Origin of the sequence: Phreatobacter oligotrophus (assembly GCF_003046185.1) — a bacterium.
Taxonomy (GTDB): domain Bacteria; phylum Pseudomonadota; class Alphaproteobacteria; order Rhizobiales; family Phreatobacteraceae; genus Phreatobacter; species Phreatobacter oligotrophus.
The window spans coordinates 591,778-612,650 of the sequence record NZ_PZZL01000002.1 but is presented as its reverse complement, the minus strand read 5'-3'; the positions used below and the strand labels follow the sequence as shown (position 1 = coordinate 612,650).

The 20,873-nt window shown below is 69.3% G+C and carries 23 protein-coding genes; 10 read left to right on the top strand and 13 right to left on the bottom strand.

What is annotated here, in order from left to right; genetic code table 11:
- The first annotated feature begins 242 nt into the window (after positions 1–242).
- Both C8P69_RS06910 and hisG read left to right on the top strand, forming a co-directional pair.
- Positions 243–1,379 carry an ATP phosphoribosyltransferase regulatory subunit gene (locus C8P69_RS06910; RefSeq protein ID WP_108175381.1) on the top strand — a complete coding sequence of 379 codons (1,137 nt, stop codon included), beginning with the start codon at positions 243–245 and terminating at the stop codon, positions 1,377–1,379.
- The gene (gene hisG, locus C8P69_RS06905) at positions 1,376–2,353 is read left to right on the top strand and encodes an ATP phosphoribosyltransferase (protein WP_108175379.1); all 978 of its coding nucleotides are present in this window, start codon (positions 1,376–1,378) and stop codon (positions 2,351–2,353) included. The genes C8P69_RS06910 and hisG overlap by 4 nt, the downstream gene beginning before the upstream one ends.
- Positions 2,354–2,362: 9 nt before the next feature.
- On the opposite strand, the gene C8P69_RS06900 is transcribed toward hisG, so the two are convergent.
- From C8P69_RS06900 to C8P69_RS06870, 7 genes are all read right to left on the bottom strand, one after another.
- The gene (locus C8P69_RS06900; RefSeq protein WP_108175377.1) at positions 2,363–2,758 is read right to left on the bottom strand and encodes a hypothetical protein; all 396 of its coding nucleotides are present in this window, start codon (positions 2,756–2,758) and stop codon (positions 2,363–2,365) included.
- Positions 2,759–2,836: 78 nt separating this feature from the next.
- Positions 2,837–3,151 (bottom strand): AzlD family protein, encoded by a 315-nt coding sequence (locus C8P69_RS06895; protein ID WP_245901897.1) that lies wholly within the window; start codon positions 3,149–3,151, stop codon positions 2,837–2,839.
- Positions 3,138–3,857 carry an AzlC family ABC transporter permease gene (locus C8P69_RS06890; RefSeq protein WP_108175375.1) on the bottom strand — a complete coding sequence of 240 codons (720 nt, stop codon included), beginning with the start codon at positions 3,855–3,857 and terminating at the stop codon, positions 3,138–3,140. Before C8P69_RS06890 ends, C8P69_RS06895 begins: the two co-directional genes overlap by 14 nt.
- A 324-nt stretch (positions 3,858–4,181) precedes the next feature.
- The gene (locus C8P69_RS06885; RefSeq protein ID WP_108175373.1) at positions 4,182–4,655 is read right to left on the bottom strand and encodes a GNAT family N-acetyltransferase; all 474 of its coding nucleotides are present in this window, start codon (positions 4,653–4,655) and stop codon (positions 4,182–4,184) included.
- Positions 4,652–5,332 (bottom strand): leucyl/phenylalanyl-tRNA--protein transferase, encoded by a 681-nt coding sequence (gene aat / locus C8P69_RS06880; RefSeq protein WP_108175370.1) that lies wholly within the window; start codon positions 5,330–5,332, stop codon positions 4,652–4,654. Before aat ends, C8P69_RS06885 begins: the two co-directional genes overlap by 4 nt.
- 54 nt (positions 5,333–5,386) lie before the next feature.
- Positions 5,387–5,800 carry a GNAT family N-acetyltransferase gene (locus tag C8P69_RS06875; RefSeq protein ID WP_245901896.1) on the bottom strand — a complete coding sequence of 138 codons (414 nt, stop codon included), beginning with the start codon at positions 5,798–5,800 and terminating at the stop codon, positions 5,387–5,389.
- Complete coding sequence (locus C8P69_RS06870; protein ID WP_108175366.1) at positions 5,797–6,780, bottom strand: Bug family tripartite tricarboxylate transporter substrate binding protein; 984 nt, start codon at positions 6,778–6,780, stop codon at positions 5,797–5,799. Before C8P69_RS06870 ends, C8P69_RS06875 begins: the two co-directional genes overlap by 4 nt.
- Before the next feature lie 137 nt (positions 6,781–6,917).
- Between C8P69_RS06870 and C8P69_RS06865 the strand changes: the two genes are divergently transcribed.
- The 6 genes from C8P69_RS06865 to C8P69_RS06840 all read left to right on the top strand — a co-directional run bounded on the left by C8P69_RS06865 (position 6,918) and on the right by C8P69_RS06840 (position 12,708).
- Positions 6,918–8,852: an MFS transporter gene (locus C8P69_RS06865; RefSeq protein WP_146167296.1), complete on the top strand. Its 1,935-nt coding sequence runs from the start codon at positions 6,918–6,920 to the stop codon at positions 8,850–8,852.
- Positions 8,853–8,868: 16 nt separating this feature from the next.
- Positions 8,869–9,759, top strand: a complete 891-nt coding sequence (locus C8P69_RS06860) for a copper resistance D family protein (protein WP_108175362.1) — start codon at positions 8,869–8,871, stop codon at positions 9,757–9,759.
- 3 nt (positions 9,760–9,762) lie between these two features.
- The gene (locus C8P69_RS06855) at positions 9,763–10,269 is read left to right on the top strand and encodes an RNA pyrophosphohydrolase (RefSeq protein ID WP_108175360.1); all 507 of its coding nucleotides are present in this window, start codon (positions 9,763–9,765) and stop codon (positions 10,267–10,269) included.
- Positions 10,270–10,374: 105 nt separating this feature from the next.
- Positions 10,375–12,030, top strand: a complete 1,656-nt coding sequence (gene pgi / locus C8P69_RS06850) for a glucose-6-phosphate isomerase (protein WP_108175357.1) — start codon at positions 10,375–10,377, stop codon at positions 12,028–12,030.
- A gap of 52 nt (positions 12,031–12,082) precedes the next feature.
- A complete protein-coding gene (locus tag C8P69_RS06845; RefSeq protein WP_108175355.1) occupies positions 12,083–12,316 on the top strand; it encodes a hypothetical protein in 234 nt (77 codons plus the stop codon).
- Positions 12,313–12,708: a type II toxin-antitoxin system VapC family toxin gene (locus C8P69_RS06840; protein WP_108175353.1), complete on the top strand. Its 396-nt coding sequence runs from the start codon at positions 12,313–12,315 to the stop codon at positions 12,706–12,708. Before C8P69_RS06845 ends, C8P69_RS06840 begins: the two co-directional genes overlap by 4 nt.
- Positions 12,709–12,711: 3 nt before the next feature.
- Here the strand turns inward: C8P69_RS06840 and C8P69_RS06835 are convergent, their stop codons facing one another.
- The 6 genes from C8P69_RS06835 to C8P69_RS06810 form a co-directional block, all read right to left on the bottom strand.
- Entirely contained in the window at positions 12,712–14,352 is a 1,641-nt protein-coding gene (locus C8P69_RS06835; RefSeq protein WP_108175351.1) for an ABC transporter substrate-binding protein, read from the bottom strand.
- Positions 14,353–14,528: 176 nt separating this feature from the next.
- A complete protein-coding gene (locus C8P69_RS06830) occupies positions 14,529–15,464 on the bottom strand; it encodes an N-carbamoyl-D-amino-acid hydrolase (protein ID WP_108175349.1) in 936 nt (311 codons plus the stop codon).
- A gap of 24 nt (positions 15,465–15,488) precedes the next feature.
- Complete coding sequence (locus C8P69_RS06825) at positions 15,489–16,154, bottom strand: amino acid ABC transporter permease (protein WP_108175347.1); 666 nt, start codon at positions 16,152–16,154, stop codon at positions 15,489–15,491.
- Positions 16,154–16,837 carry an amino acid ABC transporter permease gene (locus tag C8P69_RS06820; protein ID WP_108175345.1) on the bottom strand — a complete coding sequence of 228 codons (684 nt, stop codon included), beginning with the start codon at positions 16,835–16,837 and terminating at the stop codon, positions 16,154–16,156. Before C8P69_RS06820 ends, C8P69_RS06825 begins: the two co-directional genes overlap by 1 nt.
- Complete coding sequence (locus C8P69_RS06815) at positions 16,834–17,568, bottom strand: amino acid ABC transporter ATP-binding protein (RefSeq protein WP_108175343.1); 735 nt, start codon at positions 17,566–17,568, stop codon at positions 16,834–16,836. The genes C8P69_RS06820 and C8P69_RS06815 overlap by 4 nt, the downstream gene beginning before the upstream one ends.
- Positions 17,568–18,401, bottom strand: coding sequence for a transporter substrate-binding domain-containing protein (locus tag C8P69_RS06810; protein WP_108175341.1), 834 nt, complete (start codon positions 18,399–18,401; stop codon positions 17,568–17,570). Before C8P69_RS06810 ends, C8P69_RS06815 begins: the two co-directional genes overlap by 1 nt.
- Before the next feature lie 162 nt (positions 18,402–18,563).
- On the opposite strand from C8P69_RS06810, the gene C8P69_RS06805 reads away from it, so the two are divergent.
- Positions 18,564–19,472: a LysR family transcriptional regulator gene (locus tag C8P69_RS06805; RefSeq protein ID WP_108175339.1), complete on the top strand. Its 909-nt coding sequence runs from the start codon at positions 18,564–18,566 to the stop codon at positions 19,470–19,472.
- 116 nt (positions 19,473–19,588) lie between these two features.
- Positions 19,589–20,536 carry a dihydrodipicolinate synthase family protein gene (locus C8P69_RS06800; protein WP_108175337.1) on the top strand — a complete coding sequence of 316 codons (948 nt, stop codon included), beginning with the start codon at positions 19,589–19,591 and terminating at the stop codon, positions 20,534–20,536.
- The last annotated feature ends 337 nt before the right edge of the window (positions 20,537–20,873 follow it).

Sequence of the window (20,873 nt, the reverse complement as noted above, 5' to 3'; positions counted from 1 at the left end):
TGCATATCGGCAGTGCGTCCTTCGAGGCTCGCTTCGCTCGCACCTCAGGATGAGGCGGGTGGTGACCTGCATGGGATGGCTGCGGCGCCGGCAGCTTGGTCCAGGGGCAGGGCTCAACCATCCTCATCCTGAGGTGCGAGCCACGGCGATGCGTCAGCATCGTCCGGCCGCGAGCCTCGAAGGACGCAATTCCGGTGTGCCAGGCGCCGCTCATTGCTTCTCACCATCCGCCGGGAACCCGCATGACGCGCGCCCTGTCCGATCTCGACCTCCGCCTCGCCGCCCTTCTGGGCGAGGCCGGTTTCACGCGCGCCGAGCCGCCGCTGCTGATTGCCGCCGACCTCGTGCGCGATCTCGTCGGCGAGGCCATGGCCCGCCGCCTGTTCCTCACCAGCGATGCCGAGGGCCGCGAGCTCTGCCTGCGGCCCGACTACACCATCCCCGTGGTGCAGGCGCATCTTGAAGGTCCCCGCGCCGCCGAGGCTGCCGCCTATGCCTATCTCGGCCCGGTCTTCCGCCATCGCCCCGGCATGGACGGCCAGTTCAACCAGGCCGGCATCGAGCTTCTCGGCCGCACCGACCGCGAGGCGGCGGAGGCGGAAGTCGTGGCGCTCGGCCTCAAGGGCGCCCGTCTCTACACCGATGGCCCGCTCACCCTCGCCCTCGGCGACGTCGGCATCTTCATGGCGCTGGTGAACGCCCTCGGCCTGCCGCCGGCCTGGCGCCGGCGCCTGGCCAAGGACTTCCGCCGCTCCGGCATGCTGGCGGGCGACCTGAAGCGCCTGGCCGAGCCGGCCCGCGGCGCGCCGACCCATGCCGGCCTCCTCGCCGCGCTGGAGGGCTCGGACCCCAAGGCCGCGCGCGCCCTCGTCACCGATCTCCTCTCCATCGCCGGCATCACCACGGTCGGCGGCCGCTCCGCCGCCGATGTGGCGGAGCGCTTCCTCGAACAGGCGGCGCTCGGCACCGGCGGACTGTCCGCCGAACAGCTCGCGGTGGTCGAGAAGCTCCTCGCCATCGACACGGATGCGGCCTCCGCCGAGCCCGCCATCCGCGACATCGCGAGGGGCGCCAGCCTTGCCATGGACGAGGCGATCGACCGGCTCGCCCGCCGCCACCAGCTCCTCGCCGATGCCGGTATCGACCTTGCCGCCGCCCGCTTCTCCACCCGCTTCGGCCGCGACGTCGACTACTACACAGGCCTCGTCTTCGAGATCCACGACGGTGCCGGCACGGAAGCCCGCCCGCTGGTCGGCGGTGGCCGCTATGACCGCCTCACCGAGATGATGGCCGCCAAGCTGGGGCTTGCCACCAGGGTGCCAGCCGTCGGCTGCGCCTTCTGGGTCGAACGCCTCGCGGCGGTGGGAGGCCGCGCATGACCGATACGCTCGTCTTCGCCATCCCCTCCAAGGGCCGCATCCTGGAATCCGCCCAGGACTTCCTCGACCGCGCCGGCCTGAAGCCCGTGCAGGGCCGCGGCGCCCGCGACTATCGCGGCACGATCCCGGGTCTCGACAATGTCGAGGTCGCCTTCCTGTCGGCCTCCGACATCGCCCGCGAACTCGTCGCCGGAACCGTCCATCTCGGCCTCACCGGCCTCGACCTCATGCACGAGGCAACGCCCGAGCCCGAGGACCGCCTCGTCTCGCTCACCCCCCTCGGCTTCTCCCGCGCCGACGTGGTGGTCGCCGTGCCGCAGGCCTGGATCGACGTCTCGACCATGGCCGATCTCGATGATGTCGCGAGCCAGTACCGCGCCCGCCATCGCACGCGCATGCGCGTCGCCACCAAGTACCTGAACCTCACCCGCGCCTTCTTCGACCGCCACGGCATTGCCGATTACCGCATCGTCGAATCCGCGGGCGCCACCGAGGGCGCGCCGGCCGCCGGCGCGGCGGAGCTCATCGTCGACATCACCACGACGGGCGCGACGCTCGCCGCCAATGCCCTCAAAGTGCTCGATGATGGCGTCATCCTGAAGTCCGAGGCCCATCTCGTCGCCTCCCGGACGGCCGCCTGGGGCGATGGCGCGCTCGCCTGCGCGCGCGACATGCTCGACCGCATCCATGCCCAGGCGCGCGCGCGCCAGCTGCGCGAGGTCCGCACCCGCTTTGCCGGCGCGGACGCGGCGCTGCTCGCCGAGACGCGCCAGCGCTTCGGCGTCGAGGCGCCCTTTGGCGGCCCGACCTCGTCCGGCATGCTGACGCTGCACTGCCCGCCGAAGCAGGTCTTCGCCCTTGGCCGCTTCCTGCGCGACCGCGGCGCCGAGACCGTGTCGGTCGCCGAGCTCGACTATGTCTTCTCGCGCGACAACCCGCTCTACGACCGCCTCGCGGCTTCGCTCGCCCGTTGACCGGGCGGGTCAGACCGCGTCGGTCGAGGTGACGATGAAGGTGAGCAGTGCGCCGTCCTCGTCGCGGATCGAGACATATTCGCCGATCTGGAAGAGGTGGTCGCCGAAGCGGTAGCCCGCCTCATCGTCGTCGTTTCCGGTGGCGTCATAGTCGAAGGTCCAGGTCGCCCCCTTGGCGCCGCCGGCCTTGTGCACGAGCAACCCGTGCTGGTCCTCCTCGCCCGCCCAGAAGCGGCGGACCTTGCACAGGGCCCGATGCTCCTTCCACGCGGCAAGATCGATCCGGCCTTCCGCGTCGAGGGGCGCGACGAACTCGTAGCCGTGCAGCTTCGAGCCCTCGGGGAAGCCCGGCGAGCGGGCCATGTTGAGGCGGATCCGGTGAAAGCCGCGGGGGAGGGTGGTCATGGCGCGTCCTCTTCGCTGAAACAGTGCGATAGGGATGCGCCGTCGGGTCTCCGGCCGCCTTGATCGGGGTCAACGGCCTCAGCCGAGGCCGAAACTCCGCACCGCGATCACCGCACCCATGCCGGCGGCCAGCGCCGCGATGTCCTTGCGCACCAGCACCATGACCGCTGCCGCCACCGCCACGCCGATCCAGGCGGCGAGCCCGCCGCGCATGGCGAGCGGCACCACGGTTGAGACGATGATGGCGCCGGGAAGCGCCTCCAGCGCCGCGCGCACGAAGGGCGTCGGCGGCACCCGGCTCATGATCCAGTAGCCGGCGAAGCGCACGAGGAAGGTCGCCGCCGCCATGCCGGTGATGGCGATATAGGGCCAGGCTTCCTCAGGCACGCTCACGCAGCACCCCCGCGGCGAGCGAGCCGGCGAGGGCCCCCGTGACGATGAACCAGTAGCCGTCCGCGAGCTGGGCCGTCACCACCGCGACGCCGGCCGCCACCGGCCAGGCGAGGCGGTCGCGGCGGAGCCTGAACAGGCCGACCGACATGGCGGTGAAGGTGAGCGGCATCACCATGTCGATGGCGAAGCGCTTGGGGTCCGTGAGCAGATGGCCAAGCGCATGACCCGGGATCGTCGCGAGCGTCCAGATCACCCACATGAACAGGCCCGCGCCGATGAAGACGCCGGCATCCTGCCCGCCCTGCGCATGGTAGCGGGAGGCGACGACGAAATTGGCATCCGTGAGCGCCGCCAGCCCGACATGGACCGGACCCGCCGGCCCGCGCGACAGCCAGGGCTGGAGCGATGCGCCCATCAACAGGAAGCGCAGGTTCACCGCCATGGTCACCACGACGATGGCCGCGATGGCCGAGAGGCTGAAGACCTGGGGCCAGAGCTGGAGGCCGAGGAGCTGCGAGGCGCCCGCATAGACCGACAGGCTCATGAACACGGCCTGGCCGAGGGTCAGGCCCTTCTCGGCGGAGGTCGCGCCGACGGCGGCCGCGAAGACCAGCGTTCCCGGCAGCAGCGGCACGGTGAGGCGCGCGCCTTCGACCATGCCGGCAAAGGTGCAGGGGACGCGGGGAGGGGCGGGCGCAGCGGGCATGGAGGGTCCGACGTGAAGCCTCCGTTCTTGCTGGCTCAGACAGCGCGGTCCAGCCCTGCGCAATGCAGGGCCGGGCCTCGCCTGCCGCACGGGTAGGCGAGTGTGGGGCAGCGGCGGGGAATCCTGATGGGCAATGGCCCCTCACCCTTCCCTCTCCCCGCAGGCGGGGAGAGGGGGACGTCGACGTGGTGGATAGCCCAGGCCGTCTTGCCAGGCCCAACCGTTGCCAGGATGGAGCGAGGCTGTTGCCCCCTCTCCCCGCCTGCGGGGAGAGGGAAGGGTGAGGGGCATGCGGCGGCAACAATCTGATGGAGCGCGTTTCGGCTATCCCAGCCGCTTCCGGAAGAAGAACTCCCAGCTCGCGCTTGCATCGGCGAGGTAGCGCTCCACCGGTTCCCGCACGAAGCCGAGCTTCTCGTAGAAGCGGTGGCCACGGGTGAAGCGGGTATCGCTCCACAGGATGATCTCCCTGGCGCCGCGGGCCTTCAGCAGGGCCTCGCCCTCCGCATAGAGCCGCTGGGCAAGCCCGGAGCCGCGATGGCCGGCGCTTGCATAGACCTTGAAGAGCTCGCCGGTTCCCCGCACCGGCGTCATCACCGCCGCCAGGGAACCGATCAGCTCGCCGCCCGCCTCGGCGACGAAGAGCTGGCCGCCCAGCCGCGCATAATGGCTCGCCGGGGCCCTCAGCTCGGGGAACTCCTCGTCGAGGAACAGGCAGCCGGGATATTCGGCAAAGGTCGTGGCGATCAGCGCGGCGAGGGCCGTGCCGTCGCCGTCGCGAGCGGGGCGGATGATCATGCGTCCTGGGATCCGAGAAGCGTAGCGCGGGCGAGCGCCTCGGCCGGCGGCAGCGGCTCGGGCGTGAAACGGGCGGGGACGGGAAGCGCCGCCTCCAGCATGCGCTGGTAGCGCGCGCGCGGCACCTCGATGGCGCCGAGCGAGGCGAGGTGCGGCGTGACGAACTGGGTGTCGAGCAGCACGAAGCTGTCGGCCTTGAGCCGAGCCACCAGATGGACCAGCGCCACCTTCGAGGCGTCGGTCTCCCGGTGGAACATGCTCTCGCCGAAGAAGGCGCCGCCGAGGCTCACCCCGTAGAGACCGCCGACGAGACGCCCGTCACGCCAGCATTCCACCGTGTGGCAATGGCCGCGGCGGAACAGGGCGCCGTAGAGGGCGCGGATGCGGGCATTGATCCAGGTGTCCTTGCGCCCTTCCGCGGGCGCGGCGCAACCGTCGATCACCGCGTCGAAATCGCTGTCCATGCGGATCTCGAAGCGCTCGCCCTTCACGGTGCGGGCGAGCCGCTTGGAGATCAGCAGTCCTTCCAGCGGGAAGATGCCGCGGCGCTCCGGCTCCACCCAATAGAGGCCGGGATCATCCGCACTCTCGGCCATCGGGAAGATGCCGCAGGCATAGGCCTTCAGCAGCACATCCGGCGTGATGGTCTGGTCGAGATCGTCGCCGTGGCGCGTCATGCCGGCAGTCTAGCCGCTTCGCGTCGGCCCGGCCAAGGACCGCGATGGCCCCGCTCAGTCCAGCGCCTTTTCGAACCGGACCTCGCCGTCAGGGGTGCGGCCGGTCTCCGTCCAGCCCTGGCGGCGATAGAAGCGGTCGGCGCGGGTGCCGGGGTCGGTCGACAGCCAGGCCCGGCTATGGCCGGCGGCTGCGAGATGCTCGCAAGCGGCGGCCAGGAGCCCGCGGGCGATGCCGCGGCCCTCGCTTGCCGGGTCCATGAACAGCGCGAAGATCGAGCCGTTGCGCGGGTCGGCGGAGGAGAAGCCGTGGATGTGGCCGTTTGTCTCGAAGACCCAGAAGCCGTCGCGGTCGATGAGATAGGCGACCGTGTCGGTGATCTTCGCCGGGTTCGACAGCACGTTTTCCCTGACCGCGCCGCGGATCTCGGAGATCCGCGGCAGGTCGGCTCGGGTGGCGACGCGGATCACTGCTTCTCGATGCCGGCGACGCGCGCCGCCTCGGCCCATTTGGCGGCTTCGGACACCACGCGCGCGGCGAGTTCCTCGGGCGACGAGGGCGCGATGACCATGCCGAGATTCTCGCCAAGCGCGGTGCGCAGCTCCGGCGTTGCGGCAGCGGCCCGCACGGCGGCATTCAGCCTGGCGGTCACCTCGGCCGGCACGCTGGCGGGGGCGAACATGCCGAACCAGGCAATGAGCTCGTAGCCCTTGGTGCCGGCGGCCTCATCGACCGTCGGCAGGTCCGGCACCTGGGCGCTGCGCTGCTGCGACGTCACGGCGAGCGGCCGCACCGTGCCGCCCCGCACCTGCGGCAGCATCACGCCGAGATCGGCGGTGAACAGCGTCACGCGGCCGGCGATCAGGTCCTGCATGGCATTGGGCCCACTGCGGTAGAAGACGTGGGTCATCTTCATGCCGGTCATGGCCATCAGCATCTCGGTCGAGACGCGCTGCGAGGCCGAGGCCGAGGCGAAGGTCAGGTCGGTGCGGCCCCTGGCATAGTCGATGAGCTCGCGCAGGGTGCGCACCGGCAGGGTGTTGGGCACGGCGACGATGAGCGGCACCGACGACAGGAAGGAAATCGGCTGGAAATCCTTGTTCATGTCGAAGGGCACATTGTTGAACAGCGCCGGCGCAGCGGCATTCGTCGAATTGGTGCCGATGAGGATCGTGTAGCCATCCGGCGTCGCCTTGGCGACGGCATCGGCGCCGATCAGGCCATTGGCGCCCGGACGGTTCTCGATGACGATGGACTGGCCCAGGGTCTTGGCCATCTGGTCGGCGAAGGTGCGGGCGACGATGTCCGTCGCGCTGCCGGCGGCGAAGGGCACGATGGCCCGGATCGGGCGGTTGGGATAGGACTGCGCCCAGGCGGCGCCAGCACTGGCGAAAAGGCCAAGGGCCATCGTGGCGGCGAGAAGCGTGCGGCGGCGGACGGTCTCGGACATGGTCATCTCCCCGGGGGCTCGGACGTCGCGCGCGCCCGTTGCGTGACATCCTCTCTAGCCGCTCGCCGGGAGAAGGCAAGCCGACCGCGGTGTCGCAAGCCCTCCTCAAGGCCCGGCGGGCGCGCTATGTCGGCCCCATGACCACCCGACGCCCGCTCCGCCGCGCCTTGCTCGCCCTTGCCCTGCCGCTCTGCGCCGCCCTGGCGCCGCCCGCCGCAGCTGCCGAGCGCGTGCCCGTCGCCGCCACGGCGCCCGATGCCGCGCCGTTGATCGAGCGGCTGAGGGCGGGCGGGCTCGTGCTCTTCTTCCGCCACGCCGATACGGCCGGCATGCCCTGTGACTCATCCTTCCGCGTCGGCGACCGCGCCGGCCAGCGCAATATCTCGCCCCGCGGGCGCGAGCAGTCGCGTCGCATCGGCGAGGCCATGGCGACCCTGCGCATTCCCGTGGCGAAGCCGGTTCTGGCCGGCCCGGTCTATCGGGCCCGCGACACGGCCGAGGAAGCCTTCGGCGTCGCCGAGGTCTCGGTGATCGATGGTCTCACGGCCGACGATTTCTCCGGACCGCGCCTCGACTGGGTGCTCGGCGAACATCGCCGGCTGATGGCCGAGCCACCGCCGCCCAGCCTGAACCGCGTCCTTGTCGGCCACCGCACCCCCCGCCATCATGCTGCTGGGGCCGGAGGTCGCCGGCCGCGCCTTCCCCGAGGGCTCCGCCATCGTCATGGAGCCGGCCTCGCCGCCGCGCATCCTCGGCATCGTCATGTTCGCGCCCATCCCCGGAGCCGGCTTCCACGGCTGCTGACCGGGCGGCGCAGGGCGCCTGCCCGTCTGCGTGGATTGACCCCGCGTCACGCTGCGGCCACCTTCGGCCCGCCCATGCTCACGTCATTTCCCTTCATCGTCACCGCGCTCGGCGTCACCCAGATCGTCTCCTGGGGGACCATCTTCTATGGCATCTCGGTGCTGGCGAAGCCGATGATGGCCGAGCTCGGCTGGAGCACGACCTTCGTCTTCGCGGGCTTCTCGATCTCGCTGCTGGTCGGCGGCATCGTGTCGAAGCCGGTGGCGCGCTTCATCGAGCGGCGGGGCGGGCGGCTGACCCTCACCATGGGATCGCTGGTCGGCGCCTTCGGCCTCGCCATGCTGTCGCAGGTGAATGATCCAATCGTCTATATCGCTGCATGGATTGTGCTGGGCCTGGCCTCGCGTCTGACGCTCTATGACGCCGCCTTCGCCATGCTGGTGGAGATCTACGGCATGCGGGCGCGGCGGCCGATCTCGGTGCTCACCCTCTTCGGCGGGCTCGCCTCCAGCATCTTCTGGCCGATCACCCACTACCTCAACGAGGCCATCGGCTGGCGCGGCGCCTGGCTCGTCTGCGCCCTGGCCGTCCTGGTGCTCTGCACGCCGCTGCACCTGCTCCTGCCGCGCCTCGGCACCCCCATCGGTGGTTCCGAGGGCGAGGCGGCGCAGCCCGATCCCGAGCCGCTGGTGCCCGCCGAGCAGAAGGCCTTCGCGGTGCTGATGCTGACCATCGCCATGGCCGGCAATTCCTTCATCACCACGGCGCTGTCGGTCCACCTCATCCCCGCCGTCGTGTCCATGGGCATGGCGGCCGCCGTGGCGGTGTGGATCTCCTCGCTGCGCGGGGTGTTCCAGACGCTGGGGCGTCTCGCCGAAATCCTCTTCGGCAAGAACCTCGACCCCTTCCTCTTCGCCAACATTTCGACCGGCATGATGGTGCTGGCCTTCATCCCGCTGGCGCTCGGCGGCGTGTCGGTCCCCTTCTTCTTCGCCTTCAACATCCTCTTCGGCATCTCGGTGGGCCTTGCCACCATCGTGAAGGGCGCCGTGCCGCTCGTGCTCTTCGGCCGCCATGGCTATGCCAGCGTGCTCGCCTCCATCGCCACGCCCGGCCTCATCGTCACTGCCGCGGCGCCGACGGCCTATGCCGCCGTTCTCGACGCCTCGGGGCCGGTCGCGGGGTTCTGGGTCATGTTCGCGGTGTCGCTGTCCTCCTTTGCGGCGACGGCAGCCCTTGCCTGGAGGTTCCGCCGCGTTCCAGGCTGACGCGGGGAAAGGCGCCATGATTCTCGAATTCTGGCAGGGAGGGGGCGACCCGCTGCGCGGCCTCGCCGTCGTGGTCCGGGCGCTGGCGCTCATCGCGGCGCTGGCGGCGGCTGGCGCCGCGCTGTTCCTCGTCTTTGCCAGCGAGCGCCTGACCCGCGAGGAGGCGCGCTCCGCCCGCGGCTGGCTCTCGCTCTTCGCCGTGCTCGCCCTCCTGTGTCTCGCCCTGCTCTGGCCCTTCCGCGCCGCCGAACTCTCCGGCATCCGCGACGGCATGGTGCGCTGGGCCCTCTATCCCGAGATCGCCCGCTCCGACTTCGGCGATGCCACCTTCCTGACCGCGGCCGGGCTGGTGCTGCTCCTCTTCGCCCGTGTCCGCACGGCCTGGGGCGCGGGCCTTGCCACGGCCGGCGCCATGCTCGTCTCCCTCGGACTGACCATGGGCGGACATGCGGTCGGCCATGCGCGCCGGCAGGAGCTGGTCGCCCTCGGCACCCTTCACGTCTTCGCCGCCGCCTTCTGGTTCGGCAGCCTGCCGCCGCTGCGCGCGGTGGCCCTGCGGCGCGACCCGGCCTCGGCGGCCGAGGACATCCTCGCCTGGTCGCGGCAGGCCATGGTCTTCGCCGTCCTGGCGCTGGCGACCGGCGCGGTGATGGCCCTCATGCTCGCCGGGCCGCCTACGGCGCTGGTGCGTGGCGGGTACGGCCTTGCGACCGTCGCGAAGACCGCCTTTGTCGTGGCCATGGGTCTCGGCGCGCTCGCCTGCCGTTTCCGCCATGCCCGGCTGATGGAGCGCGGCGACGTGCTGGCGGGCGACGCCTTCCGCCGCTCCTGCACGCGCCAGTTCCTCTTCGGCCTCGTGGTGCTCTACCTCACGGCGGAGCTCGCCTCGGCCGATCTGGCGCGGTGATGAATGACCGCTGATCCCTATCGCCCCAATGTCGGCATCGCCCTGTTCGACCGGCAGGGCCGCGTCTTCATCGCCCGCCGCATCGGCGATGACGGGCCGGAGATCATCGTGCCCGGCCACGAATGGCAGATGCCGCAGGGCGGGGTGGAGCCGGGCGAGGATATCGAGCCCGCCGCCCGGCGCGAGCTTGCGGAAGAGACCGGCATCCGCTCCGTCGCCCTGCTCGGCCGCATGGCCAGCGCAATGACCTATGACTGGCCGCCCTATCATGGCCCGCCGCACCGCCTCACGCGCTGGCGCGGCCAGCGGCAGGTCTGGTTCGCCTACCGCTTCACCGGCAGCGAGGCGGAGATCGATCTCGCCGCCTCGGCCGGAACGGAGCCGATCGAGTTCGATGCCTGGCGATGGGAACAGCTCGACCGCCTGCCGGACCTCGTCGTGCCCTTCAAGCGCGCGGTTTACGCCGCGGTCGTCGCGGCCTTTGCGGTCCATGCGAGGCCCACCGAGTGACCGGCTGGAACCTGGCGCGGTCCGGCGCGATGATCATCATCTGGTCACGATGGCCGACGAAGGTCCGCCGTCCCCGATGCCCGCCCCTCCGGATTGCCTGACGACATGACCGCCGCTCCCGAGACCGACGCCGTCACCCGCGCCTTCGAGGCGCTCGAGGCCAACCGGCGCGCCCTGATGGTCATGTCGCTGCCCGAGCTCTTCGAGGAGGATCCCAGGCGCTTCCAGAAGTTCTCGCTGAAGCTGGGATCCCTGCTGATGGACTGGTCGAAGACGCGGGTGACCGCCACGACCATGCGCCTTCTCGTCGATCTCGCCCGCGCGGCGCGGCTGGAAGAGAAGCGCGACGCCATGTTCGCAGGCCAGCGCATCAACACCACCGAGGATCGCGCCGTGCTGCACGTGGCGCTGCGCAACCTCTCGGGCGCGCCCATCCTCACCGATGGCCGCGACGTCATGCCGGAAGTGGCGGCGGAGCGGGAACGCTGTCTTGCCTTCGCCGAGGCGGTGCGCTCCGGCGCGCTCCGCGGCGCGACCGGCAAGCGCTTCAACACCATCGTCAATATCGGCATCGGCGGCTCCGATCTCGGGCCCGCCATGGCCGCCGAGGCGCTGAAGCCCTATGGCAAGCGCGGCCTCGCCGTGCGCTTCGTCTCCAATGTCGACGGCGCCCACATCGCCGATACGCTGAAGGGCCTCGACCCCGCCCGCACCCTCTTCGTGGTGGTCTCCAAGACCTTCACCACGGTCGAGACCATGACCAATGCCCAGACGGCGCGGAACTGGATCGCGCAAGGTCTGGGCGAGGAGGCGGTCGGCCGCCACTTCGCCGCCGTCTCCACCAACCTCGCCGCGGTCAACGCCTTCGGCATCGCCGAGGCCAGCATGTTCCGCTTCTGGGACTGGGTGGGCGGCCGCTACTCCGTCTGGTCGGCGGTCGGCCTGTCGCTGATGATCGCGGTCGGGCCCCGCCATTTCACCGCCTTCCTCGCGGGGGCCGAGCGGGTCGACCAGCATTTCCGGACGGCACCGCTGAAGCGGAACATGCCGGTGATCATGGGCCTCCTCGGCCTCTGGCACCGCAACGTCTGGTCCTATGCGAGCCACGCCGTCCTGCCCTATGACCAGCGCCTCGCGCGGCTGCCCGCCCATCTCCAGCAGCTCGACATGGAGAGCCTCGGCAAGGGCGTGACGCTGGAGGGCAAGGCGGTGACGCGCCCGACCGGGCCGATCATCTGGGGCGAGCCCGGCACCAATGGCCAGCACGCCTTCTTCCAGCTGCTCCACCAGGGCACGGAGGTCGTACCCTGCGATTTTCTCGTCGCCGCCTCGCCGCATGAGCGGGGCCGCAAGCACCATGACCTCCTCGTGGCCAACTGCCTCGCCCAGAGCCAGGCGCTGATGAAGGGCCGCTCCTTCGAGGAGGCGCGCGACCAGCTCATCGCCAAGGGGCTGTCAAAGGCGGAGGCGGAAAAGCTCGCCCCGCACCGGGTCTTCACCGGCGACCGGCCCTCGACCACCTTCCTCTACCGCAAGCTCGATCCCGCCACCCTCGGCATGATCGTGGCGCTCTACGAGCACAAGGTCTTCGTCATGGCCGCGATCCTCGGCATCAACGCCTTCGACCAGTGGGGCGTGGAACTCGGCAAGGAACTGGCGACGCGGCTGGAGCCGCTGGTTGCCGGAAAGACGATGGACCTCGCCGGGCTCGACGCGTCGACGGCGGGGCTGCTCGAGCACCTCAGGCGGATCAGGGTCTAGGCGCCCTTGCGAAAGCCTCCTCCCGTCGCCAAACTCTTGGCTGGAGGCCACAATGATTCATCTCGCGCAAGAGACGCAGGACATGATCATGGAGAAGGCGAGGCTCGCCGGAACCTCTCCTGATGCGCTCGTCCGCGCGGCCCTCGCCGCCATTGCTCCCACACTGGAGCCAAACACTGATCGCCGGGCCGATCTCTCCGCGGCCCTGGCAAGGCTTGACGGCTTGCCGCGGTCTGCAGACGAGCGGTCGGTGAAAGCCATCCTCGAAGACGCCTGGACCTCGTGACTCTTGCGGTCGACACCTCGGTCCTGGTGGCGATCGCCCTCAACGAGCCGGAACGCTCCGTCTTCATTGATCGCATCCAGAGCGCGACTGAACCGGTCGTGTCTGCCGTCTCTGTCCTGGAGGCGGGTATCGTTCTTTCGGTCCGCCTCCGGGGGTTCGCAACAGCGGACCTGACGTCGCTGATCGATGGCCTCGGTCTGACCGTCAGGCCCTTTGACAAGGCGCAGGCCGATCTCGCCCTCGCGGCCTACAGGCGTTTCGGTAAGGGGTTCGACCCCCGGGCCCGGCTGAACCTCGGGGATGCGATTGCCTACGCGCTGGCCGTCAGAGAGGGCCTTCCTCTCTTGTTCAAAGGCGAGGATTTCGCGGCGACGGACATAAGGCCCGCCTGAGCCTCACGAGGCCGGGCCGACCGTCACCGGCGTGTAGTCCTGGAACCAGTTGCGCACCTGGGTGAAGCCCTTCACCCGCGGCGAAAGCCCGCGCGGATTGAGGTCGTGGACCACGAACAGCGCCGCCGCATCGTCCACAAGCAGCGTGTGCAACTGGCCCATGGCCGCGGTCTGGGCGGCGGGGTCGAAGGCCTCGCGCATCACCTTGATCTGCGCGTCTACCGCCGGGTTGTTGTACCAGCCCCAGTTGACGCCGCGGGGCGCGGTGAGCGTCGAATCGTAGATCACCCAGCCCGTCGTCGGATCGATGGAGGGGATCGCGATATTCAGAGCGTGGAAGCCGCGCTGCTGCTCGGAGCGGGTGCCGCCGCGCAGCATGTTGATGATGGTGGTGAAGTCGACGACCTCGAACTTCACGTCGATCCAGATCTCCTTGAGGTTCTCCTGCATCATCTCGTTCATCGGCAGGGGCACCATCTGCCCGCCGCCGCCGGAGGCGATGACGGCCACCACCTCCAGCCGCTTGTTCGGGCCGTAGCCGGCTTCCTGCATGAGCCTCTTCGCAGCGGCCACGTCGTAGCGGATGTCGAAGCTCGGCTTGCCAAACCAGGGATCGCCGGGGAGCACCTTGCCCTTGGCGGGCAGCGCCGTGCCGGAGAGGAGCTGCACCATGGCGTCGCGGTCGATGGCGAGGTTGGCGGCGCGGCGCACCCGCACGTCACCGAAGGGCGTGCCGGGGTTCACGTTGAGACGCCAGGCCCAGATATGCGGATAGGAGTTCTGCACCACCTGGAAGCCGGCGCCCTTCAGCGAGGGGATGGCGTCCGGCGGCAGGGTTTCGGCGATGTCGATCGTGCCGGCGCGCAGGGCCGCGATCCGCGCATTGCCGTCGGGGATCGGCAGCAGCACGGTGCGCGCCGTCTTCGGCACGCGGGCCTTGTCCCAGTAGGCGGTGTTGGCCTCGAGTTCTACGCGCTCGCGCGGCGTCACCGAGATGACCTTGTAGGGCCCCGTGCCGGCGGGACGCTGGGTGAAGCGCTGCCAGTCGCCGCCGAGCTCGGCATGGCGGGCGGGGCTGACGAACCACAGGAAGGAGAGCTGGTAGGGCAGCATGCCGTCGACCACGTTGGTGGTGATGGCGATGGTCTTGGCGTCGATCTTCTCGTAGCCGGCGACCGAGGAGAGGCGCGAGCGCACGAGGCCGACGCGCGGCTGGTGGAACTGCGGCGCGTCCGACTTGAAGATGGAGTCGAAGTTCCAGATGGCGGCGTCCGCATTGAAGGGCGTGCCGTCATGGAAGGTCACGCCCTCGCGCAGCGAGATGATCCAGCGCTGCTTGTTCGCCGGGTCCACCTCCCACTTGGTGGCAAGGCCCGGGGTCAGGCCGGAGGGCTGGTCCGCCTTGGAGAGGTCCCAGTTCACCAGCGCATCGAAGACCATGTAGCCGCCGAAGCGGATGCCCTCGAAGCCGCCTTCGGGACCGCCCCACATGCGCGGCACGTCGGAGAGCGAGATGCCGATGCGCAGCGGTGCTGCAGCCTGGGCCATCGCGCCGGAGGGGAGTGCGAGGGCGCCGGCGGCAGCGGCTGCGCCCTTCAGCACGGTGCGGCGGGAGAAGGCACTGCGGGACGGGTTGCGCGCCATGACGGCCTCCGGAGGTTGTCTGGAGGCATTGCATACAAGTCACGTGCCAGCCGCGCGATGAAGCGAAGTCGCTGATTTATATGATGTTATTGAAAGGCCTGGAGAACGCGGAAGCGGCGCGAAATCCATCGCGCCGCCTCTCAATCAGGCAGATGGAGGCCCTGCCTCGTTGTCGATCAGCGGCCCAGCGGCTCGCCCACGCCCACCCGCTCGGTGATGAGCTTGTAATGCTCGATCCGGCGATGGCGCTTGAAGTCGAAGATCGTCTCCTTGCCGAAGACGGTCTCGTCGAGGTCGCAAGGGTGCACCAGCACGCCATCCTCCTCGTGCGGCAGTTCGCCGACGATCTTGCCGTTGGGATCGACGATCAGCGTGCCGCCCATGAGGTGGTTGCCGTCCTCGGAGCCGGCCTTCGCCACGGCCACGACCCAGGTGGCGTTCTGGTAGGCGCCGGCCTGGCAGGAGAGGCGATGGTGGAACAGCCGGTCCTCGATGCCTTCGGCGCCGCGCTGCGAATTCACCGACGGCGTGTTGAAGCCGAGCACCACCATCTCGACGCCCTGCAGGCCCATGACGCGGTAGGTCTCCGGCCAGCGGCGGTCGTTGCAGATCGCCATGCCGACGAGGCCGTCGAGGAAGCGCCAGACCGGGAAGCCGGTGTCGCCCGGCTCGAAATAGCGCTTCTCGAGATGCTGGTGGGTGCGCTCCGGGTCGAACTCGACATGGCCGGGCAGGTGGGTCTTGCGGTACTTGCCGATGATGGCGCCCGTCTTGTCGACGAGGATCGAGGTGTTGAAGTGATGGCCGTCGGGGGTGAGCTCGGCATAGCCGAAGCTCATCGCCATCCCCAGCGCCTTGGCCTTATCAAAGAGGGGCTGGGTGTCCGGCCCGGGCATGGCGGCCTCGAACCAATGGTCCATCTTCGCCCGGTCTTCCTCGTAGAAGCGCGGGAAGAAGGTGGTCAGTGCCATCTCCGGATAGACGATGAAGTTGGCGCCCTTGGTCTTCGCCTCCTCCATCAGCCTGATCATGCGCGCGACGACGCTGGCGCGGTTCTCCGCCTTCTGGATGGGGCCGAGCTGGGCGGCGGCGACGGTGACGATGCGGGCCATGGCGATGCTCCTGGGGCGACGGCCTCAATGTCCGAGCCGGTGCTCGAGCCGGCTGACGAGCCGGACCACGGGCCAGAGGACGATGAGGTAGAGGAAGGCGGCGAGGACGATGGGCGAGGTGTTGTAGGTGACGCTCCGCGCCATGTCGGCGGCGTAGAGAAGCTCGGTGAAGGACACGACCGAGGCGATCGATGTGAGCTTGATGACCTCGACCGTGTTGGAGACGAGGTCCGGCAGCACGTTGCGGCTCGCCTGCGGCAGGACCACGAAGCGGTAGGTCTGCACCCAGGTGAGGCCGGTGGACCGCGCCGCCTCCCATTGCCCGCGGCCGACGGATTCGACGCCGGCGCGGAAGATTTCGCCATAGAAGGACGAGGCATTGAGGAAGAAGGCGATGCACACCGCCATGAACGGCGACATGCGGATGCCGGCAAAGGGCAGGCCCGAATAGATGACGATCAGCAGCACCAGCGGCGGCACGGCGCGGAAGAAGTCGACATAGGCCTTTGTCGCCCAGCGGAGCGCCCGCCACTGCGAGATCGACCCCGTCGCGACGAGAAGCCCGCCGAACAGGCCAAGCGGGATCACCGCCAGGCACAGCAGCACTGTCATCTGCGCGCCGCCGAGGATCAGCGGCCAAGCCTGCCGCATGATGTCGAAGTTGAGGAACTGGAAGAGGAAGATCTCCATCACGCCCTCTTCCAGGCGAAGCGCCGCTCGATCCACGAGCCGAGCGCGACCACCGGCACGAAGATGACGACATAGGCGACGGCGGCCATCATCAGCGGTGTCGCATTGCCCGACAGCGACATGGCCGAAGTGCCCTGGTTCATGATCTCGCCGACGCCGATCACCGTGCCGAGCGCGGTGTTCTTGGTCACCGCGATGGTGCGATTGGTGAGCGGCGGCACGCAGATGCGGATGGCCTGCGGCAGGATCACCGAGGTCAGCGTCTGCCAGTGATCGAGCCCGGTGGACCGCGCCGCGTCCCACTGGCCCTTGCGCACCGAGACGATGCCCGACCAGAAGATCTCCTCGGCGAAGGCGGCGAGCACCAGCGACAGGACCAGCCACAGCACGGCGAAGCCCGAGATGTTGATGCCGAGATTGGGCAGGCCGAAATAGACGATCAGGATGACGACGAGCGGCGGCAGGGCCCGGAAGATGTCGACGAAGACGATGATCGGCAGGTTGGCGAGGCGGATGCGGTAGCTGCGGATCACCGCCAGCATGAGGCCGAGCGCGAGGCCCGTGATGACGACGGCCACCGCGATCTGCAGCGTCACGGCTATCCCTGACAGGATGTCCGGCCAGTAGCGGGCGATCAGCTCCGGCTTCAGGAAGGCGTCGCGGAAGCGGTCGAGGCCTGTCACCGCGACAGCTCCCCGACGAATTCGCGGGTGCGCGGATGCTGCGGATTGCCGAAGATCTCGGCCGGCGTGCCCTGCTCCAGGATCTGCCCGTCCGCCATGAAGACGATGCGGTCGGCAGCGTCCCGGGCGAAGCGCATCTCGTGGCTGACCACGACCATGGTCATGCCAGCCTCCTTCAGGTCGCGCATGACGCCGAGCACGGCGCCGACGAGTTCGGGATCGAGCGCCGAGGTCGGCTCGTCGAAGAGCATGATCTTCGGCTCGAGCGACAGGGCGCGGGCGATGGCGACACGCTGCTGCTGGCCGCCTGAGAGTTCGGAAGGGTAGTTGCCCGCCTTCTCCTTCAGGCCCACCCGGTCGAGGGCGGCAAGGCCGATGGCCTCGGCCTCGTCGCGCGGCTTGCCGAGCACCTTGCGCAGCGCCAGCGTCACGTTCCCCAGCGCCGTCATGTGCGGGTAGAGGTTGAAGGCCTGGAACACCATGCCGATGCGCCGGCGCATGGCGTTGATGTCGGTGCCCTTGGCCATGAGGTCGACGCCGTCGACGGAGACATGGCCTGCCGTCGGCTCCTCCAGCCGGTTGCAGCAGCGGAGCATCGTCGACTTGCCGGAGCCCGAGGGCCCGATGACGAAAACCAGCTCCTGCGCGGCGACGGAGAAGTCGATGCCGCGCAGGATTTCGGTCGTGCCGAAGCTCTTTCTCAGGCCCCGGACATCAAGCAGGGCAGACATCAGCAGCGCGGCTCGCGCGGCGTCGCGTCATAGCCGGCCATGCCGGGCACGCCCGAACCCGGGAAGATGGTCACGGCGGCGGAATCCGGCCGCGGCGCGATGCCGAACCACTTCTCGTAGATCTTCGCCATGGTGCCGTCCTTCTTGATGCACTCGATGGCGTTCTCCAGCAGCCCGCGCATGGCGGTGTCGCCGTTGCGCGCCGGCGTCGCCCAGACGAGGCCGGTCTTGTGGAGGTAGTCGAGCTTGATCTGCGGGTTGTTGCGGACCGCGAAGGCGGCGACCGTCTCGGCGGTGATGTTGGCCACCGCGCGGCCGGCGATCACGGCCTGGACAGCGTCGGTCTGGGTGCCGAAGGCCTCGACCTTCCAGCCGACCTGCGCCTCCATCGACTTCGCCCAGCTCTCATAGGCCGAGCCGCGGTTCACCGAGACGACCTTGTCGCGCAGCGTAGCGAGGTCGGTGATCGGCGCGTCGCCGCGGCGGGTCACGAGGCGGAAGTCGGTGTCGAGATAGCCCTCGGCGAAGAGCAGGCTCTCGGCGCGCTCACGCGTCACCGTCACCGGCGCCATGATGAAATCGTAGGTGCCGGCATTCAGCGCCGGGATGATGCCGGAGAACTGCGTCGAGGTGATCTCGATGGGACGGCCAAGGCGCTTGGCGATCTCCTGGGCGAGGTCGATGTTGAAGCCCTGCACGCCGCCGCCCTGGAGGTTGGGGAAGGCGTGGGGGGCGAAGGTGCCGTCGACGGCCGTCTTGAGCGGCGCCTGCGCCATGGCGGGCGCGGCGAGCATGGCCGCGAGGCCCGCTGCAGCGATGATGGTGCGGAACATGGTGGGACCCCTCTGTTGGGATGCCCGCTCTTGCGGCGGGAAGGGTCATGCAATCACGGGGAACCGGTCCCCTCAATATCAGCGTCGATCAATAATGAAGGCATACATATAATCAGCACTTATAGCTGCCGCCGTGATGGGCAGCGCGCGACGGAACCGGTCATGCTCAACCTGCGCCAGCTCGAGATTTTCCGCGAGGTCATCCGCTGCCAGACGACGGTGGGGGCCGCCGAAGCCCTCGCCATCTCCCAGCCGGCGGTCTCCAACGCCATCCGCCAGATCGAGAGCCAGCTCGGCATGCCGCTTTTCGACCGGGTCGGCAACCGGCTCGTGCCGACCGACGAGGCGCGCGAGGTGATGCGAGGCTCCGAGCCGATCTTCTCGCTCTACCGCGCCTTTTCCGAGAAGCTGAAGGACCTGCGTGACACCCGCACGGGCAGCCTGCGGGTCCTGTCCACGCCGGCGCTGGCCAATGCCCTTGTGCCGCGGGCGCTGAAGTCCTTCCTCGTCGCCCGTCCGGACATGCGCGTCTTCTTCGACGTGCGCCGGACCCCGGGCGTGGTGGAGGGCGTCGAATCCGGCTTCGTCGATGTCGGCTTCTCGCTGTCGCCGCAGCCGCGCGCTGGCATCGAGGCGACGCCGATCTGCACCGGGCAGATGGTCTGCGTCTGCCCGCCGGACCATCCACTGGCCAGCCGCTCGGAGATATCGGCCGCGGACCTCGCGGCCCATCCGCTGATCGGCTTCGAGCCGGGCACGCCGCTCGGCGTGGCTCTCGCCCGCAGCTTCTGGACCCAGGCGCTGCAGGACAAGGTGATGGTCGAGACGCGCTACAGCGGAACGGCCTGCCTGCTCGCCGAGAGCGGGGTCGGTGTGGCCGTGGTCGACAGCTTTGCCGTGGTGGGCGGCCGCTATGACCTCGTCTTCCGCCCGCTCACTCCGCGCGTGCCCATCGAGGCCTTCGCGCTCACCGCCCGCGGCCGTCCGCAGAAGCGGCTGGTGCGCGCCTTCCTCGACGAGGTCCGCCGCAGCGCCGTCCGCTTCGCCGATCCGTTCCGCGATCCGTCGTGACGGAGGTGCCAAGGGACCGGCATGGATGCCCTGCGGCACCGGCCCTTTGACCGGCACGGCCCTTTCGTGTCATCGGCTCATCCCGAAACGCCACTTTCCCAACGAGGACCACGGCCATGAAGGCGAACGGCACCGATCTCACCACCGCCAGCGGCGTCTACGTGATCGCAGCGACCCCGTTCCACGAGGACGGCCGGATCGACGAGAAGTCGACGGACTCCATGGTCGACTTCTACCGCGCCTGCGGCTGCGACGGCATGACCATCCTCGGCGTCATGGGTGAGGCGCCGAAGCTCGCCGCCGAGGAGTCGGTGGCCATCTCCAAGCAGATCATCAAGCGCGCCGGCGCCTCGATGCCGGTCATCGTCGGCGTCTCCGCCCCCGGCTTTGCCGCCATGCGCTCGCTCGCCCGCACGGTGATGGATGCGGGCGCCGCCGGCGTCATGATCGCCCCGCCGAACACCCTGCGCACCGACGACCAGATCGTCACCTATTACAAGCAGGCGGTGGACGCGATCGGCGACGACATCCCCTTCTGCATCCAGGACTTCCCGCTCACCTTCTCGGTGGTGATGAGCCCGAAGGTCATCCGCTCGATCATCCAGGAGCTGCCCTCCTGCGTGATGCTGAAGCACGAGGACTGGCCGGGCCTCGAGAAGATCTCGACCCTGCGCGGCTTCGAGGCCGATGGCTCCATGCGCCACGTCTCGATCCTCTGCGGCAATGGCGGCCTCTTCCTCGACTTCGAATGCGAGCGCGGCGCCGACGGCGCCATGACCGGCTATGCCTTCCCGGACATGCTGGTGGATGTCGTCCGCCTGCAGAAGGCCGGCAAGCGCGATGCGGCCCATGACCTCTTCGACGCCCACCTGCCGCTCATCCGCTACGAGCAGCAGCCGGGTGCCGGCCTCGCCGTGCGCAAGTATCTCCTCAAGAAGCGCGGCGTCATCGCCTCCGACGCGCAGCGCAAGCCGGGCGCCCCGCTCTCGGCCAAGGCCCGCGCCGAGGTGGACTACCTGTTCGACCGCCTCGCCAAGCTCGACGCCCGCGCCAAGGCGGCGTGAGCCGGCAAACAGGCTGAAGGTTCGGAAGGGCCGTCGGGAGACCGGCGGCCCTTTGTGTTTGGGGTCTCAATACACCGCAGTCGATGGATGAACCCGGTTGGACGTTGAACGGCCATTGGCGGGAGGGAACCATCCCGTCACCCCCGGCGAGCGTAGCGAGGGAAGGGGGTCCAGGGGCCAAGCTTGGCCGCTCGGCCCCTGGCGATCACAGCCACGCACCACGCAATCTTTGCCGCCCGGATCCCTGCCGCCTGATCCCTGCCGCCCCTGGATCCCCTTCCCTCGCTGCGCTCGCCGGGGATGACAGGTTGAGGTTCGGGTGGGCACACTCTCTGCA